This is a genomic window from Hominifimenecus sp. rT4P-3, from assembly GCF_051055405.1.
In the GTDB taxonomy this organism is placed as follows: Bacteria; Bacillota; Clostridia; order Lachnospirales; family Lachnospiraceae; genus Pseudolachnospira.
In genome coordinates, this window is record NZ_CP167068.1 from 288,672 (window position 1) to 307,235 (window position 18,564).

Below are 18,564 nucleotides of genomic sequence, written 5' to 3' on the forward strand. Positions count from 1 at the left end.
GTTTTAGGATAACGGTGTTATCGTCACCATGTCCTTGGCAGGGAATTCCCGGATCTGTAGGCCGGGGATGGATTCCTTCTCCGTTAACTTTCGGTAAAACCGGCCGTTTTCTTCCCAGTCAGCTTCTATGGAAATTCCCCACAAGCCTTGTAAATAGGAAACGTCTATGTAGAGTTCTTTCTCCAGGCGAAGGATTTCTCTCTGCTCTGGGACCGGAAGCCCATCGACAACCATGACGCCTCCCTGACGCCGGATCACCAGCTTGCGGCAGCCGGCTTCTTTCAGGTAATGATCAAAGAAATCAACGATGGCATGAATGATCTCCGGCTTTCTGCCGTATTCCCCTTGGGTATTGGCAAAGAGGAAGCAGGTTACGTCATATTCGTGGAATTTCCAGAAAGACCGCAGGGTCTGATTCAGGGCGATGTCTACCTGCCATGCTCCATAGCCTCCAAACAAAGCGATGGGAGGACAATCCGGGCCAATGTAGGTGTTGGGGGAGGCGGCGATGGCTTCATCTGCTTTTTGATCCATCTGAGGGTCGCTGCCAGATTTCCCTTCTTCCAGATAACGGCGGAGCGCCCCGATTCCTTGGCCTTTTCCGGCAAAATGGATCACTTCGGCGCAGGGAGCAAATTCCCCGTCGGTGCGGGCCCGCTTTTGTTCGATCTGTTCCGGACGGCATTGATATTCCTCTACGATATCCTTGCCCATGTAAAGCAGCTCGCTCCAGGCAAATCCCGCTGCCGCTGCCTGAAGGCGGCTGGAAACGTGAAGATTGCCGCCTACGCAGCCTTCCAGTTCAGGAACCTCTCCACTGACGGCGGCCATCAATGTGGAATTGCCTCCCAGAGACAGGCCATAGCAGCCGATTCGGTTCGGATCGATGCCAAAGCGCTCGGCGTTGGCACGGACATAACGGATTGCGCCCTTGACATCGTGAACGTAGTCCGGGAACGGATTGGAAGGATAATTTCTCAGGTCTATCCCTACGATCGTATACCCCGCGTCATAGAGTGCTTGAAGCTGCGGTGAGAAGACAGAATAGCTTCCTCCATAGCCATGAATGTGCAGGATGCAAGGGGCAGGATCAGAGCGTGTACCGTCAGAAAATACATCTAGCTTCAGAGTTTTTCGTGTAGGCACAAATAAGGCGTGGTCGCTGTGGCAGACCGGAACCGTATCTACTGTCAGATGGCGAAAGGCAGCCAGGGGCTGACAGGTACTTTCTCCGCCCTGATAATCCTGCAGGATACCGTCTTTGATGGGAGCGCCTTCCACGCGGAAGGTGAATCCGGCGGATGGGAAGATTGCGTCATACCCTTGCAGATAATAGTCTGCTTCTCCACTTTCCACCGACATTCTGCGCCAGGCGCCGTTGTAGTATAAGTAGACATTCTTTTTGAAAAAGTATAGGGTTCCAGGCCCTTCACCTTCCGTCGTGGTGACATGACCGTTGTACCCATTTTCCTCATGCTCCAAAAAGGGGACGCTGATAAAAGAAGCGTGTTCCCCGCCTTGATACAGGGTGATGGTGGGAAGAGCTTTCTCATACATCGGATGCTGATAGGTATGGGGGTCAGCACAGGTGATGGTCAGGCGCAGACGGCTTCCCCGGCGGAACTGATAGACAATTGGCTCGATGGCAAACTGTAGGTGTATCGGTTCCGCCATGCCTAAATCGAGACAATGTTCCACATCCTCCGTCATGCTGGTGTGCCAGGTGGCACCCATAGCTTCCCAGGCGGGGTTGCTGGCGGAAGTACGGTGAGAGGCACGGATGACGCCGTCTTTGATGAAATGGGAGGTCCCGTCTTCCATCACCTCTTCCAGGTAGGCGATGAAGTCCCCGTCAGGGGCTGTAGAGCTGACCCAAAGATCCACGCTGACGCACCCGGCCAGAATGTTTTCATAAACCGGGAAAAACGGCAGGGAGGTAAAAGTCAGCCCTTTGGCGTCTACATCCTGGGCCATGTCTCCCTCCCAGCACATGCTCATGCGATTATAGGTAGAGCCCTTGCCATCATGATGGTCAAAGACAGAGATGGAAAGGTCGGTCTGATAGTTCGTTCCGACTGTGGTATCCGGCTTTTCCTGGCTTAGTGTTCCGTCATTGGTGGAATCTGCCGTGCCGGATTTTTCTGGAGTGAGATAAAAGATGGCGCGGCGTTCATTTTCCAGCGGCCAGCAGTCCGCCACGCGCCAGTGTTCTCCGTCTTTGGCATGGAAGGTATAGTAGGTGACGGGAGGGGCATCGAGGAATCCATTCTCTTTATCTGTCAGAACCGCATCGTAATAGCGGTGGTATTCAGCGGTAAAGTCGAACATGCCCTCCGGAACCTGAGGATTGCCGGTGCGGGATTGAAAATGGGTCCAGGGGCCGAGAACAAAACTGCCTCCCTGTTCCAGATAATGAGCCAGCTGTCCCAGGGCGCCGGATTCCAGTTGGCCGATAAACTGATGCTGCTTTACACTTTCCCGGGGAAGGCTGCGAAAGCGGAATAACGGAGGAAGGGTCAGGTTGGTCTTCTCCCCTCCTAGATTCGGATTAGGGGTATCCCGGTTCATATTGGCAGTCAGGAGATGGCCGACAAAAAATTTATTTTTACCATATTGGTCTTGCTGGTAGGCTTGATAAGCCATGGAACCGTCCGGATCTTCATCCACCGGCGATACCTTCTCCAAGAACGTCTCCTTGTCCATCTGGGCGGGGGAGTCTTTGCTGGAGAGAAAGGGCATGGAAGAAACCCCGTTGGGATAGTTCTGATAATAAAAATCGGTGATGGCTACGGTTGGAGTGACGGCGGTCAGCCCTTCCGGGGCATAGGAGGCCGTACACAGCTGGATATAAGATCGATTGGAAATGCCGGCCATGGCGACTCTTCCATTGGACCAAGGCTGCGCACAGATCCAGCGGATAGCGGCCATGGCATCCTGTACGTGCTTCTTGCTGCCAAAGCTGTCGTTAACCCCAAAGGAAGCGCCGCATCCGCGCAGCTCCACCACCATCACGGCATAGCCGTACGGAATTAGAGGCGCAACGATGCTGTCTCCATTCCCTTTTTCCGGATCAAAACGGCCCCCGCGGGAAGCAATGAGAATCGCAGGCAGCCGGGATTCTGGCAAGAGTGGATCGGGCAGAATCAGATCTGCGGCCAGACGGACACCATCCTGGCTGGCAATATAAAAGGAAGTTTTTATTTGCCCGGTATATGTTGGCTCGGTATAGCCGGCATAGCGGCCGGGGAGGGAACATTTAAAATTCATAGGGAACCTCCTGTCTCGGAGGAGTCAAACTATCTTTTGACCCCGATATCAAATACGCTCATAATTAATAAGCAAAAATCATGCCAAAATCATAGGGCGGAAATTTTGCATGCCTGAATTTAGAAGTGAAAGAAAGGTTTCATTTGGCGAAGAAAGAAACGCCGAAGGTTTCATGATACCAGAAAAAAGATATGAGATAAATGTTTCATATAGCTCGTCGGTTTCAGGAAAGTTCTCTCCGTACCAGGGAGATCCGCCGCAATCCTGCAAAAATAAGCGGACAGAAAAAATCTTGGCATAAAAATTGCTTGTTTAATAGAGCGAGACATAGGAACTTGAGTTGGAATAGCATCCGATGAGGAGGTAACGATGGCAATCTTAGAAGCAAAGGTAGAGAGCGGTATCCTGCGGGGTACCTATGCAGGAAATGATAGTGTCAGTGTGTTTAAGGGAGTTCCTTATGCGGCGCCGCCGGTGGGAGAGCTGCGTTGGCGGGAGCCCCAGCCGCCGGAACCCTGGGAGGGGGTACGGACGGCCTATACATTTTCACCAATTTGTCCCCAGGAGCAGTTTAAAAAAGGGAGTTTTTACAGCAAGGAGTTCTACGGCGTGCCATTTCCGATGAGCGAGGACTGTTTAACCTTAAATATCTGGACTCCGGCGGAGCGTCCGGAGGAGAAGCTTCCAGTGGCTTTTTATGTCCATGGCGGCGGATTTACCGGCGGGATGAGCTGCAACAAGAGTTATGACGGGGAAGCTTTTGCCAAGCGGGGCGTGATTCTGGTAACGATCAATTACCGCGTGGGTATATTCGGTTTTCTGGCATCGAGAGAATTGACGGAAGAACGCAGGCAGCAAGACGGTGTAGCTACCTCTGGGAATTATGGCTTTTTGGATCAGATTGCGGCTTTGAAATGGGTGCGCCGTAATATCGCAGCCTTTGGTGGAGATCCGGAGCGGATCACGATCTTTGGCCAGTCGGCAGGCGGCGGCAGTGTACAGATGCTTTGCGCTTCCCCGCTGACCGAAGGGGATATCCATCAGGCGATCATCCAAAGTTCGATGGTGCTGGTGCCTGTCGGCGGTTCCAACAATAAGACTTTAGCGGAAGCAGAGGCTTTTGGCGAGAGTTTTCTGACGGAGACCGGTATTCAAACAATTGCCAAGGGAAGAGCGCTGACGACAGAAGAGCTGTTGGAAAAATTCCTCATCTTTAAAGGGGATAAAATTCCACCTCAGTTATCCTTTAAGGTGAATGTAGATGGGTATGTGCTGAAACACGATATGCTGGATAACGTGTGTTATAACCAGTATCACGATATCGCCTGTATGGTCGGCTGCACTGCCAACGAGATGGAAAACGATGGGTTCACGAAAGAAGCGGTTCTGCCGGAGCAGGCGTCGGTTCGTGAGCACATTTTGGCTCAGATCGGCCCAAAGGCGGAGATGTATTTTGATTTACTGGAAGAGGGAAAAGAAAACGCGGAGGATCTGCCCAAGCGTTTTGTGGCCGGAGCGGCGGCATTTTGTGAGATGCAGCTGGCTCAGGGAAGAAAACCGGCGTATCAGTATCTGTTTTCCCACGAAGCACCCGGAGGCGATCATGCCGGCGCTTTTCATTCCGTCGAACATCCCTATGTGTTCCAGACTTTAGGGCGGATTTGGCGGCCTTACCGAGGGGAGGACTGGGAGCTTTCCAATCTTTGCTGCGATTATTGGACCAACTTTATCAAAACAGGCGACCCCAATGGAGAGGGACTTCCGGAGTGGACGCCCTACACATTAGAGAAGCCGGAATTGATGGAATTAAAGCCCGGCGCGGCAATGAAGCGGGTACAGAAAGAGCCTTATATCCGTTTTAAAAGAAAAGATCTCCAGTAACTGGAGAAAACAGGAAAGAGAACGGAGAAAGGACGATAAAATATGGCACTGACGAGAGTAAAAACAGAGAGTGGGATTTTAAAGGGAGCGCTGGCGGGCAATCAGCGGGTAGCCGTATACAAGGGAGTTCCCTATGCGGCGCCTCCTGTTGGAGCGTACCGGTGGAGAGAACCCCAGCCGGTGGAGCCCTGGGAGGGGGAACGGACGGCCTATGTCTGGGGAGATGCCTGTCTTCAAAAAAGAGTACTGGGGGGCGGTGATTTTTACCAGAAAGAGTTTTACGCGGACCGTACCTTCAGCGAGGACTGTCTGACGGCGAATATCTGGACGCCGGCCAAGGAAGCAGGCGAGGGTCTTCCGGTAGCGGTATGGATTCACGGCGGCGGGATGCAGCACGGCGACTGTATCAATATGGCCTATGACGGGGAAGCATTTGCCAAACGGGGCGTGATTTTTGTGACCTTTGGTTATCGCCTGAATGTGTTTGGATTTCTGGCGCACCCGGAGCTGACGGCAGAACGAAAAGATGCGGACGGCGTGGCTTCATCGGGGAATTATGCCTATCTGGATATCCTGGCTGCGCTTGGCTGGGTTCAAAAGAATATTGCCGCTTTTGGCGGAGATCCGAAGCGGGTGACGATCATGGGCCAGTCTGGCGGCGCCGGAGCGGTGATGGACGTGGCCACCATGGAGCTGAGCCGGGGGTTATACTGCCGGGGCATTATGCAAAGCGGCGGCGGCCTGGGAGGAATGATCGGAGACAACAAGGTGACTTTGGCGGAAGCGGAACAGATCGGAAAGGAATTCTTCGCCTATATCGGCGCGGAAAATCTGGAACAGGCGAGACAGATTCCTGGGCAGAAAATGGTGGAACATTACTATGATTTTTGCCGCCAGCGTCCCAAAAAAGAAGGGGATCCCTATTCCCCCTTTAATATGAACATCGACGGCTATGTTTTTCACGATACCAGTGTGAACCGAATCAAGGCCAACCAGTTTGGAGACGTGGATTATCTGGTGGGGGCTATGGCCGATGAATTCCGCTATGTGATGCCCAGACGCCAGATAGATCTGGCAAAATACCGGGCGGATATCCAAAGCAAATATGGACGCTATGCCAAGCAGTATCTAAAGGCCGCCCATGCGGAGACGGCGGAAGGGGCAGAGGAGACGGAGCAAAGCTCCTCTTCCGATACGATGTGGGCGTCGGCGCAGGCTTTTGCGGAAATTCTGTTGGAACTGGGGAGAAAGCCAGCTTACCTGTATTATTTTTCTAAACCGGCACCGGGAGAGGATCACAGGGGAGCTTTCCATTCCGGGGAGCACGCCTATGTGTTCCAGACTTTTTTGCGGATCAACCGCCCCTATGATGGCAGCGACTTTGATCTCTCCAATGAGATGTGCGCTTACTGGACCAATTTTATTAAAAATGGAGACCCCAATGGAGAAGGGCTGATGTCCTGGAAGCCCTATACCAAACAGGAGTCTTTGGCAAAAGAGTTCGGAGGGGACGGCCGGATGCGCCCCATGCCGGAGACGGAGATGTCAGCTTTTCGGAGAGATTATATTCTGGGCCGTCTGAAGGAGGATGGCAATGAGTGAAGAAAAAGAGGCGTTGTGGACGCGGGATTTTTTGACAGTCTGTCTGGTGGCCACACTCCTTCGGATTTGTATGCAGTTTAAATCTTCGATTCTGCCCCTGTATGTGGTAGAACTGGGATTTTCCAAATCGGCAGCCGGGCTGACAACCACTGCCTATACCATGGCCGCGCTTTTCTTTCGCCCGGTGGTAGGAAATGCGATCGACCGGCTGGGCCGGAAGCGGATGCTGATCATGGGCGCTTCCTTGGTGTGCGTAACCATGTTTCCCTTTGCCTTTTTGAGGGCTCTGCCGCTGATGTATCTTTTACAGATTGTAAGCGGCATTGGCTTTTCCATACAGTCGGTGGCTCTTTCCACTATGACGACGGATTTGGTGCCGGAAAAACGCCTGACGGAGGGATTGGGATATTATGGCCTGACCTCCACGATTTCACAGGCCATTGGTCCGGCCATTGCCCTGTGGATGGCAGGAAGCTTCGGCTATAACGTAGATTTCCTGACAGCCGGCGGAATCTGTATTCTGGCTTTGGCCGCGGCCACACTGATTCGGTATGAGAAAAAACGTTTTCAGAAGCTGAAAGCGGCGCCGGAGACAAGAAAGGCGAAGGAGGTTCCGCGGAAATGGTGGCATAAGATTATCGAGCCGACCGCTCTTGTGCCGGGCCTTTTGATGATGGGAATTTCCTTTGCCTCGGCTTCTGTGATGACTTTTTTGGCGGCTTACGGGCAGGAAAAAGGAATTGAGGGAATCGGCGCTTTCTTTACCGCCCAAGCCGTCGGCCTGGCAATCTCCCGTGTATTTGCCGGAAAGATTGTGGATGTGATCGGGAAGAGGAAAAGCCTCGTGTCAGGGATTGCTTGTATGGCGGCGGCTTTTTTGGGGATTCATGTGGCGAAGAGCCTGGCGGTTATGCTGGTGGTGGCAATCGTCTATGCCATTGGCTTTGGACTTGCTACCGTGGTGCTCAATACCATTGCGGTGCTCCAGACCCCATCCCATCGCAGGGGCGCAGCCAATGCCACCTTTTATCTGGCTCAGGATGGAGGAATTGGTTTGGGAGCGGCGCTGTTTGGCTATATCGCCGATGGAATCGGCCTTTTAAACATCTATCTATGCGCGGCGGGCATCTGTTTGGCGGTACTGTTCTTTGTCTTTCCGGCCGTCCGGCGGATGGGAGAAACTTGATACGAGGGTTTCGCCTGTGCGGGCATGTTCCACGCCTGGCCGTGTAACAGAGGTTTCAGGAAACATGCAAACGAGGGTTCAAGGATTGAAACAGAAGTCTCAGACTTCTCGCAAGAATAAGAGGAAAAAGCACTCATGTTATAGCGAAAAGCGATAAAAAACGAAAAGAAAAAGTTGGCATGGGATTTGCTAATCTATTAAGTATGAGATAAAGGAGGTTGTCAACATGGGGAAATACTTGTTGCGGCGATTGGGACAGACGATATTGGTCATGTTCATCGTTTCTACCTTGGTGTTTTTTCTGGTATCCATGCTGCCGGGAGATCCGGTATATGCAGTGCTGGGAGAGGATATTACACCGGAGGAATATCAGGTGATGTACTTGAAGCTGGGCCTGGATAAGCCTGTGGCGCAGCGGTACATAGACTGGCTAATCAATGTGCTTCACGGGGATTTTGGATCATCCACCCAGTATCATACCAGCGTAGTGGATGTGCTGGCGGACCGTGTCCCGGTTACCTTGTGGTTTGCCGTCATATCCACACTGATCAGTTTTCCGATTGGAATTTTATTCGGCGTTTTAACAGCGGTAAAGCGGGGAAAGCCGACCGATACCGTGATTACGCTGATCGCCAATCTCTGCGCTTGTCTTCCTCAATTCTGGATTGGCATTTGCCTGATGTATGTACTGGCTTTAAAGACTGGCCTTTTGCCCTCCAGCGGCTTTACCTGGCCGTGGGTGGATCTAGGGCTTCATCTGCGCCAGGTCATCATGCCAATGATCTGTCTTTCGATCGGCGGTATCGCTGGTATCACCAGACAGACCCGTTCCAGTATGCTGGAAGTCATCCGCCAGGACTATGTTCGGACGGCCCGTTCCAAAGGACTGAAGGAAAAAGTGGTTATCATGGTCCATGTGATGAAAAACGGCCTGATTCCCATTATCACGCTGCTAGGAAATCGTTTGGCCTTTCTAATCGGCGGCTCCATGTTTGTGGAATCGGTATTTAATATCCCGGGAATGGGACAGCTCTTTGTGAAGGCGGTTACTGGAAAGGATATTCAGCTGATTCAGGCCTGCGTTTTGCTGACAGCTTTGGTATCCTGCCTGGCTTATATCGTCACCGATATCTTGTATATGGTCGTAGATCCCAGAATCAGCCTGGTAAAATCGGAATAGGGGGCGCGTGATGGAAGAGAAGAAGATCAATCGAAAAGCGGAAAATCGAAAGAAATTTTTCCGCGCGCTGTTTAAACGTAAAATCGTTATCATCGGCGCTGTCGGCGTAGGGATTTTTGTTCTGATGGCGATTTTGGCCCCGCTGATTGCGCCTTATGACCCTGCCGCTGTTTCCCTGATGGCAACCAACCAGGGACCTTCGGCAGAACATTTACTGGGAACGGATAATTTCGGAAGAGATGTTTTGAGCCGTATCATTTACGGTGCGCGGGTTTCGCTGCTGGTCGGCGTTTTTGCAGTAGCGATTGCCTGCGTGATCGGGACGTTTTTGGGAATGCTGGCCGCTTATTTTGGCGGCTGGGTAGATGCGGTGATTATGCGTATGTGTGAGGCTGTCATGGCGATTCCCAATACGGTACTGGCGATGGCGTTAATTGCTGTCTTTGGCGGCGGTATGAGAAATCTGGCGATTATTTTGGGCGTATCTACCATACCGGGCTATGTGCGGATGATGCGCGCCCAGGCTCTTTCCACGAAAGAACTGGACTATATTATGGCCGGCAAGCTGCAGGGAAGCAGCAATTTGCGGCTGATGTATAAGCATATCCTGCCCAATTGCCTGTCCCCCATCATCGTTATGATGACCCAGCAGGTAGGTCAGACAATACTGGTGGAAGCAGGATTAAGCTTCCTTGGCATTGGTATCAGCATTCCTACCGCGTCCTGGGGAACGATGGTTAGCGATGGGAAGGCGTTTCTGATGACGAATCCGGTATTTGCCATTTCACCCGGCGTATGTATCGCCTTACTGGTTATCTGTCTGAATCTGTTCGGCGACGGTATCCGCGACGCACTGGATCCGCGGCTTCGGGGCGAAGCGTAAGGGGAAAGGAGAAGAGGATGGAAACAGTATTAAAAGTGAACGATCTGGTTACCCAATTCGTGGTGGAGGGAAAAACAGCCACCACGGTAAAAAATGTCTCCTTCTACCTGAAGCCTGGTGAGATCATCGGCGTGGTCGGCGAGTCTGGCAGCGGTAAATCTGTGACCATGATGAGCATTTTGCAGTTGATCGCCTCTCCGGGCAAGGTGGCCGGAGGAGAAGTGTATTTAAGGGAGTGTAAGGAAAACATCCTGCAGTATCCGCAAAACGGAGAAAAGATGCGTTCGATCCGCGGCGGTACCATCGGCATGATCTTTCAGGAGCCCATGACTTCTTTGAATCCGGTATTGACGGTAGGCTATCAGATTCAGGAGAGCATCATGCTGCATTTGGGGCTTGGCAAAGAGGATGCCAAGGCAAAAGCTATCGAAATGCTGAAACTGGTGGGAATTCCAGATGCGGAGAGCCGTTTTAACTACTATGCGCAGCAGTTTTCGGGAGGAATGCGCCAGCGGATTATGATTGCCATGGCATTGGCGGCGGAGCCGGATATCTTGATTGCCGATGAGGCTACGACGGCGCTGGATGTGACGACTCAGGCGCAGCTTTTGGAACTTTTGAAGGAGATCTCAGAAAAGAAGGGAACTTCCATCATTATCGTTACGCATAACCTGGGCATTGTCGCTCAGTATGCCGATCGGATTTACGTCATGTACGCCGGTATGTTGATGGAAACGGCCAGCGCGGGGCGGCTGTTCCAAAATCCTACCCATCCGTACACGAGGGGGCTGCTCCGGGCGATTCCGCGGCTGAGCGATCCCAAAGGCCGGATTTTGGTTCCTATTGACGGGCTGCCGCCCAGTCCGGCGGAACGCCCTAATTATTGTCCGTTTTACAATCGTTGCCAATACCGGATGGATAAATGCAAAGAAGTGGAAGATACGCCGGTGAAGGAAGTGGAGGCGGAGCATCTGGTCCGCTGCTGCCTGACGGCGGAAGAACTGGCGGAAAAAATACGGGAGATTGATGCCAGAGAGCTGCCGGCCACGCCGGAAAAGCATATTTCTGATCAGGTATTTCTGGAAGTAAAAGGCGTGCAAAAATATTTTCCGGTTTATAAGGGGATGATTCGGAAAAAGATTGCGGATGTCAAGGCGATTGAGGACATCACTTTCCAGGTCAATAAAGGCGAAACGCTGGGAATTGTCGGCGAGAGCGGTTGTGGAAAGACGACCCTGGCCCGCTGCCTGATGAGGGTCTATCATCCGGACAAGGGAGAAATTTTCTTTGACGGAACCGATATCGCGAATTTCAAAGACAAAGAGCTGAAACCTTACCGCCCCAGGATGCAGATGATCTTTCAAGATCCATTCTCATCCCTGGATCCGCGCCAGACGGCAGGGTCCATCGTGGGAGAGTCCTTGCAGATTCACAAGCTGGTGAAGAACCAGGAAGAATACGATGCCAGAGTGGATGAACTGTTCCGCCTGGTCGGTCTCAATCCTAATTTGAAGGATCGGGTAGCTCATGAATTTTCCGGTGGTCAGAGACAGCGCCTTGGCATTGCCAGAGCTCTTTCCTCGAATCCTTCTATGATTATCTGCGACGAACCGATTTCCGCCTTGGATGTGTCCATCCAGGCACAGATCATCAATCTGCTGGAGGAACTTCAGAGCAAGCTTGGGATTACTTATCTGTTTATTGCTCATGATCTGGCGGTGGTGAAGCATATCAGCGATAAGATTCTGGTCATGTATCTGGGACGGATCGTGGAGTTTGCGGATTGCGAAGCGCTTTATGAGAATCCGCTTCACCCTTACACCAGAGCGCTGCTGTCGGCAGTACCTACCATTGACTCGGCCGCAGGAGTACAGACGGAGCGGATTAAGCTAAAGGGCGAGGTTCCCAGTATTTTAAACCGCCCGGATGGCTGTCCCTTCAGCGACCGCTGCTCCTATGCGACCAAACGGTGTAAACAGGAGATTCCGCAGCTGATAGACGTTGGAGAGCGTCATCAGGTAGCGTGTTTCTTATATCAAAATCAAGAAAGGAAAGTCAAAGTATGAAACGTACGAAACAAATCGTGGCGCTAATGATGGCCATGGCTATGGTTTTTTCCATGGCAGCCTGCGGAGGTGGCTCCGGGAGCACCACGACGACCGCCGGCACCGAGGCTGCACAGACGAATGCAGCCGACACCACTGCCGCGGCAGGCGAAACAACCGCTGCCGCAGGAAACGGGGAAGTAAAAACAGGAGGCGTATTCCGTTCCAGCGAGAACGTGGTACCCATGTCCTTTTTCACGGTAACCGCTTCCTCCACCAATGCAGACTTGTTTATCGCTCCGGCGGTGGAACCCCTGCTCCGTATCTATAAGGACGGCACTTATGACTATCTCTTGGCAGAGTCCATGGAGAGAGATGACGAGGCGCTGACGCTGACCATCAAGCTGCGGGAAGGCATCAAATTTACAGATGGGTCTGATCTGAACGCAGAGGTTCTGAAGTGGACGATCGATACGGCTCTTGAAGCCGGACGTTCCGCCGCGCTGGCGAATCCCACTGGCTGCGAGATCGTAGACGACTACACCGTAAAGATTCAGTTTGCGAGCTTTTCTCTGGAATGGGAGACTTTGATTGGCAAGATGTATATGCATTCCAAGAAGGCTTACGAGGAGAATGGCGAAGAGTGGTGCCAGGTCAATATGGTAGGAACTGGCCCTTACAAGCTGGATCAGTACGTACAGGATACCAAACTGGTTTTTGTCAGAAATGATGATTATTGGCAGGGTACGCCTTATATGGATGGTCTTGAGATTCATTGTATCACCGATACGACGACCGCTTCCTCCTCTTTTGTCAACAAGGAAGTTGATTTCCTGCAGGTGACAGATTCCAATGTGATGGCTACCATCAAAGCAGCCGGCTACAGCAATGTGGCCAAAGGATATCCTTCAGATGTGACGCTGGGCGTCTGCTATCCCAACAGCACCATCGAAGGCGATCCGTTCAACAATGCGCAGGTTCGTCAGGCTGTGTTCTGGTATGGAATTGACTGGGCCGGCGTAGCGAACGCTTCTCAGGGAGAAGTGGGATATGCAACCAACCAGTTTGGAATTAAGGGCTCTTATCACTTTGACGAGACGCTGGAGGAGCGCGTCTACGACCTGGAAAAAGCCAAGAGCATGCTGGCGGAAGCGGGTTATGCCGATGGATTTGAGACCACGATCTGGACCACGGCTTCTACGGTAAACGATGCGACGGCTCTGCAGGCTTGTCTGACAGCCTTGAATATCAACGCAAAGGTAGAGACGGTTACGACTCTGTCCGATTTGAGAGAGTCCGGTACGGAGGCCGGTATTCTTCTGGGCCTGTCCCCGGGATTCTTGGATATTGCCTCTACTTTAAAGAGAGTATACTGCAGAGACGGTTCCTACGGCAAGGTTCTGGGCACCTCTGACGAGTATGAGAAGACTCTGAACGAGGTTCTGTCCGCCAAGACGATGGAGGAAAAGCAGGATCTCTTGAAGAAGTGCTCCAGAATGCTGAGCTATGAAGACGCCGTATTATTTGCTACCTGGGCGGTAGACACCAACTATTTCCAACAGGATTATGTGGAAGGTCTGAATCGTCCGGATGTGGCTTATGGCTATTCCTGCGAGAAGATCTGGCTGAACAAATAAGAATAGCAAAGGGGCCGGCTGCAGCAAAAACTGCAGCCGGTTCATTTTATTTCATAGGAAATTCTTTATTCATATGGGCTGTCTTCCTTTGGTTATAGCATGACCAACATCAGGCGGCTATGGCGTTTTCACAAAAAATTTGTTATGATACAAATAGAGATCGATCTACGGAGGAAACAATGGCCAGAGTGATGTATTGTTCCATGGAACAGTCGGAATTGGAAAAAGCAGTCAAAATTGCTGGAGATATGAAAATTGATCTGTTTCCCTATCTGGTGGAGCAGGACAATGCGATATGTTGTCAGAAAATAGTGGAAAGCGCCTATGAGAAACATGTGGACGCGATCCTGTGCCGGGGAAGAATCCTTGCTTTTTTACGAAATACCAGTTGCATGGTTCCCATTGTACCCAATTATTTTGCGGGAAAGGAAACAATCGGGATCTTGTATTTGATTAAACAGAAAATGGATGAACTGGATTTAAACGGGAAACCGCCAAAGGTATGCCTGTTATCTCATCAGCCTCTGTACATCAATGAACGGATATATAACGAAGTCTTTTGTATGGATGTCCATAATATCGTGGTTCCACAGAGCCGTCTGGGCGATATGGAGGCTTTCTTACGGGAACTGAAGGAAGACGCGTATGATTGCATTGCCTGTGGACGCAGTGTTCAGCCAATTGCCCAAGCAGTAGGTCTGCCTGCCTTCTGTGATTTTCAGGAAACCATGGAGGACGCCATCTATGACGGGCTTCGGACAGCGAGCGTGGTGGCGGCTTCCACGGAAGAATTGAAGAAGAATACAAAAAATGTGCAGACGATGATGGACTATGCCTTTGAGGCTGTACTAATGACGGATGAGCAAGGAAAAGTTACTCTGATGAACCGCCGGGCCAAACTTCGGCTGGGGCTGACAGAGGAGGATTCCCCCGGAGGCTATCTCTGGGAGCTGATACCGCAGCTTTGCCAGGAGGATATCCGGAAAGTTTTAAATGACGGACAGAATATTTGGGGAGACATTGTACAGCTAAAGGATTTTTCTGCTGTTGTCAATGTGTCGGCCATTCAAACCTATCAGAAGGTTACCGGCGCGGTAGTTCAATTCACAGAACTTAGGCAGATTGAGAAGATGGAGAGCGCTGTAAAAAAGGAAATCTACGCCAAAGGGCATGTGGCCAAATATCATTTTCACGATATCATAGGGACATCTCAGGCCATAGAAGAAGCAAAGCGTTTCGCCAATCAGTTTGCCAAATATCATTCGAATGTCCTGATTATTGGAGAGACGGGGAATGGCAAGGAAATTTTTGCCCAGAGCATACACAATGCCAGCCTGAGGAAGGAGATGCCTTTTGTAGCGGTGAACTGTGGGGCCATTCCGCAAAGCTTGATCGAGAGCGAGTTATTTGGCTATGTGGACGGCGCTTTTACCGGCGCTTCCCGCAAGGGGAAAAAGGGGCTGATGGAGATTGCCGACGGCGGTACCATTTTTTTGGACGAGGTATCAGAACTGGATTTGAGTGGTCAAGTGCAGCTGCTTCGCGTATTAGAGGAAAGAGTAATCCGTAAGGTGGGGGACAACAAAGTAATTCCTGTGGATTTTCGGGTAATCGCCGCCACCAACCGGAATCTACGGCAATATGTGGAGGAGGGAAAGTTTCGGAAGGATCTGTATTATCGATTGAATGTTCTGACGTTAAATGTTCCACCGCTGCGGAAGCGGGGGGAGGATATCATCTTATTGGCCAAGGATTTTATCAAACATTATGGAAAAGAATACCGTAAGCTGGTTTCCCTGACGCCGGGAGCGGAGAAAATACTGTGCAGTTATTCCTGGCCGGGAAATGTTCGCCAACTGCGAAATTTTTGCGAGAGAATCATTGTAGTGGCGGATCAAGAGCTTTTAGACGAAACCTTTGTTTCACGGCAGCTTAAGGAAAGTTTCATGCTGAAACCAGACGAGATACAGGAACTCATAAATATAGGAAACGCCTTTGAAGCGTCCGGTGGAAATGACAAAGAGTTTCAGCAAAATCAAGAGATGGCAGGAGAATGCGGTAAGGAAAAGGAACAGCAAAAAGACGCAGTGGAAGAAGCGAATTTTGGACAAGATTTCAGGCAGATGGAGGAACTATCAGAAAAAGAGCTGATTCAGGAGGCTTTGAACCGTTTTGGAGGTAATCGGAAGGAGTCTGCCAAGGCTTTGGGCATGAGCAAATCTACCTTGTGGCGAAAGATGAAAAAATATGATATTGAAGAACGGTTTTAGTATGGAATAGAGGAAAAGGTTTCAAAATGATGTGGCATGAAACTTGCTTATATTAATGGTTGACAGAGTATGCCAGGAACGAAAGAAAGAGTTCTTGCTGGCAGACAGGAGGAATCAGAGTATGGCAATGTTGATTGCAGAGACGGAAGGCGGTTTGGTGGAAGGGCTGCCTGCGGGCTGTCAGAGAATCAGTGTGTTTCGGGGCGTGCCTTATGCGGCGCCGCCGGTGGGAAAGAATCGCTGGCGGGAGCCTCAGCCGGTGGAACGATGGAACGGAATCCGTCCGGCTTTCCGTTTTGGACCGATTCCTTATCAGCCTCGAAGTAAAAAAGGTTCTTTTTATCAAAAGGAATCGGACCCGATTGACTGGCCCATGAGCGAGGATTGTCTGTATTTGAACATCTGGACGCCGGCGGAGAGCACAGAGGAGAAGCTGCCGGTGGCGGTCTACATTTTTGGAGGCGGTATGCGCCAAGGCTACGGACATAAACAAACCTTCGATGGAGAGGCATTTGCCCGCCGGGGGATGGTTTATGTCAGTATCAACTATCGGGTAAATCTGTTTGGCTATTTTGCTCATCCGGAATTGACAAAGGAATCCGTTCACCATGTTTCCGGTTCCTATGGTACGTTGGATCAAGTGGCGGCAATTCAATGGGTGTATCGGAATATCGTGAATTTTGGCGGAGATCCGGAGCGGATTTCTCTTTTTGGGCAGTCGGCAGGAGCCGACTGTGTGCGGAGCATGATTACGACGCCTCTGCTTCGCGGTATGATACGGGGCGCGATTATGCAGAGCGGCGGAGGGCTCAGCTATCTCCATGGAGGCATGAAAAAAGATCTGGATCAAGGGGAAGCGGAGGGCGTAAATTTATTTGCCTTTGCCGGTATCTCTTCCGTGGAGGAAGCAAGAGAGCTGCCGCCGAACCGCCTGCTTGACATCTTTCACCAATATTTTCAGGCAAACATGGGGGCGATGATTACGTTTGCGCCGTTGGTGGACGGATATTTGCATCCAGAATCGCCGGTGGATGCGATTCGTCTGGGGCATCATATGGATATTCCCTATCTGGTGGGCAGCACGTCCGATGAGGATTATGCCTATGACCTAAATCCCCATCCGGATTACGCAGGATTTTGCAAGAATTTGCTGGCAATCTATGGAAGACGGGCGGATGTCTATTTAGAGCTGGCGGGGATACGGGATGTTCCTACGCTGATCCGTCATAACCGCCACTATATTGGAAACTATATGCAGGCTGGCTCTTATGCTTTCTGCCTCAACCAGGAACGGCTGCATCGAAAGCCGGCTTTTCAATATTGGTTTAGCCATATTCCGCCAGGATTTCCCGAAGGGGAGGGGGGTGCGTTTCATTCGGCGGAGCATCCTTATATTAATGAAACGCTGTTTCGCATGGATCGTCCGTATCGAGGAGAAGATTTTGAACTGTCCCAGAGAATGTGCGGCTATTGGACCCAATTTTTAAAAAACGGAGATCCCAACGGAAGCGATCTGCCAGCCTGGACGCCTTATACGCTGCAGCAGCCAATGGCCATGGAGTTTGGGGGCGGCAATGGAATGCGGGAGATTCCGGTGTCGCCCTTCGTTCAGTTTCTGGCCGACTGTGGGTTAGAGGGACTGCCATAAAAAATAGAAATGAAAAGACCTCGGCGTAAAAGATGCCGGGGTCGTTTCATTCCTGGATACATAAAAGAAACAAAAATATCCGCTTTTTTAATAACCAACCGCAGACGCGCCGTATTCGGCCTGCTTTTTGGTAAAGCCTTCATATTTTAGCTGACTGATCAATCCGGAGCGGGAAAAGGACATTACGTTCAGGTATTCTTCGGCTTTCTTGGCGGCTTGCTCGTTCCAGTCTGCACCGCAGTTGTCTACCGCGTAGGTGGCTTCCTCGTTGGAGAAACCTTCATATTCCAGCTGCTTGATTAACCCCTTGCGGGAGAAGGCCATAACGGAAAGGTAATCATCGGCTTTACTGAGCGCATTTCTCTCCCCCATGGTTGGATCTGACTTTGTCTCTTCCTTTGATTCCTCTTTGGATTCTTCTTCCGCCTTTGGCGTCTCTGATTCCGGAACAGGAAGTCCTTCATAAACGCTCATGGATTCCTTATAAGCGGTGTACTCGTTTTGTAAGGATTCAAATTCTGTTGCTTTTTGGGAAAGATCTTGACTTGCAGATTCCAGATCAACTGATTTTTGGGATAGCTCGCTTTCTAAAGATTCTTTTTCTGCTTCCAGTGACTCGACTTGCGCCTGATAAGCGCTGTTTTCACTTTCTGCGATATCGTAGCTGCTTTGGAGAGCGTCGTAATCTTCCTGCGTTATTTTGCCGGAACAGCCGGACAGCGCGATACATCCAATACATAGTGCAACAAGCCATTGATTTTTCATTTGATTTCCTCCCGATGTGATTCTCAGATTGGACTGAAAGTAAAATTTTTGGAGCCATAAATACTAATGAAATAGTATTTGTGATATTTCCATTGTATCGTGTTTCTGGCAATGTTGCAATGATTGTTTTATCAATTTCTCAGGGAAAATTTTGCTCTATAATAAGAAAAGGATAGTCCTCAAAAATTCTTGGACTATCT

11 protein-coding genes are annotated in these 18,564 nt (G+C 50.8%); 9 read left to right on the forward strand and 2 right to left on the reverse strand.

Annotated elements, in window-relative coordinates:
• Positions 1 to 3: 3 nt before the first annotated feature.
• Positions 4 to 3,267 (reverse strand): CocE/NonD family hydrolase, encoded by a 3,264-nt coding sequence (locus tag ACCC71_RS01330; RefSeq protein ID WP_434310654.1) that lies wholly within the window; start codon positions 3,265 to 3,267, stop codon positions 4 to 6.
• A 369-nt stretch (positions 3,268 to 3,636) separates the two neighbouring features.
• Between ACCC71_RS01330 and ACCC71_RS01335 the strand changes: the two genes are divergently transcribed.
• The 9 genes from ACCC71_RS01335 (at position 3,637) to ACCC71_RS01375 (ending at position 17,599) form a co-directional block, all read left to right on the forward strand.
• Positions 3,637 to 5,148 (forward strand): carboxylesterase/lipase family protein, encoded by a 1,512-nt coding sequence (locus ACCC71_RS01335; protein ID WP_434310655.1) that lies wholly within the window; start codon positions 3,637 to 3,639, stop codon positions 5,146 to 5,148.
• A gap of 42 nt (positions 5,149 to 5,190) precedes the next feature.
• A complete protein-coding gene (locus ACCC71_RS01340; RefSeq protein ID WP_434310656.1) occupies positions 5,191 to 6,750 on the forward strand; it encodes a carboxylesterase/lipase family protein in 1,560 nt (519 codons plus the stop codon).
• Positions 6,743 to 7,936: an MFS transporter gene (locus tag ACCC71_RS01345; RefSeq protein ID WP_434310657.1), complete on the forward strand. Its 1,194-nt coding sequence runs from the start codon at positions 6,743 to 6,745 to the stop codon at positions 7,934 to 7,936. Before ACCC71_RS01340 ends, ACCC71_RS01345 begins: the two co-directional genes overlap by 8 nt.
• A gap of 226 nt (positions 7,937 to 8,162) precedes the next feature.
• Positions 8,163 to 9,116 carry an ABC transporter permease gene (locus ACCC71_RS01350; protein WP_434310658.1) on the forward strand — a complete coding sequence of 318 codons (954 nt, stop codon included), beginning with the start codon at positions 8,163 to 8,165 and terminating at the stop codon, positions 9,114 to 9,116.
• 10 nt (positions 9,117 to 9,126) lie between these two features.
• Entirely contained in the window at positions 9,127 to 9,999 is an 873-nt protein-coding gene (locus ACCC71_RS01355) for an ABC transporter permease (protein WP_434310659.1), read from the forward strand.
• A gap of 17 nt (positions 10,000 to 10,016) precedes the next feature.
• Positions 10,017 to 12,065, forward strand: coding sequence for an ABC transporter ATP-binding protein (locus tag ACCC71_RS01360; protein WP_434310660.1), 2,049 nt, complete (start codon positions 10,017 to 10,019; stop codon positions 12,063 to 12,065).
• Positions 12,062 to 13,681 carry an ABC transporter substrate-binding protein gene (locus tag ACCC71_RS01365; RefSeq protein ID WP_434310661.1) on the forward strand — a complete coding sequence of 540 codons (1,620 nt, stop codon included), beginning with the start codon at positions 12,062 to 12,064 and terminating at the stop codon, positions 13,679 to 13,681. The genes ACCC71_RS01360 and ACCC71_RS01365 overlap by 4 nt, the downstream gene beginning before the upstream one ends.
• A 179-nt stretch (positions 13,682 to 13,860) precedes the next feature.
• On the forward strand, positions 13,861 to 15,951 hold the full coding sequence (locus tag ACCC71_RS01370; RefSeq protein ID WP_434310662.1) for a sigma 54-interacting transcriptional regulator: 2,091 nt from the start codon (positions 13,861 to 13,863) through the stop codon (positions 15,949 to 15,951).
• Positions 15,952 to 16,072: 121 nt separating this feature from the next.
• Positions 16,073 to 17,599, forward strand: coding sequence for a carboxylesterase/lipase family protein (locus ACCC71_RS01375; protein ID WP_434310663.1), 1,527 nt, complete (start codon positions 16,073 to 16,075; stop codon positions 17,597 to 17,599).
• 87 nt (positions 17,600 to 17,686) lie between these two features.
• Here ACCC71_RS01375 and ACCC71_RS01380 read toward each other — a convergent pair whose 3' ends face one another.
• Entirely contained in the window at positions 17,687 to 18,364 is a 678-nt protein-coding gene (locus ACCC71_RS01380) for an Ltp family lipoprotein (protein WP_434310664.1), read from the reverse strand.
• Positions 18,365 to 18,564 lie beyond the last annotated feature (200 nt).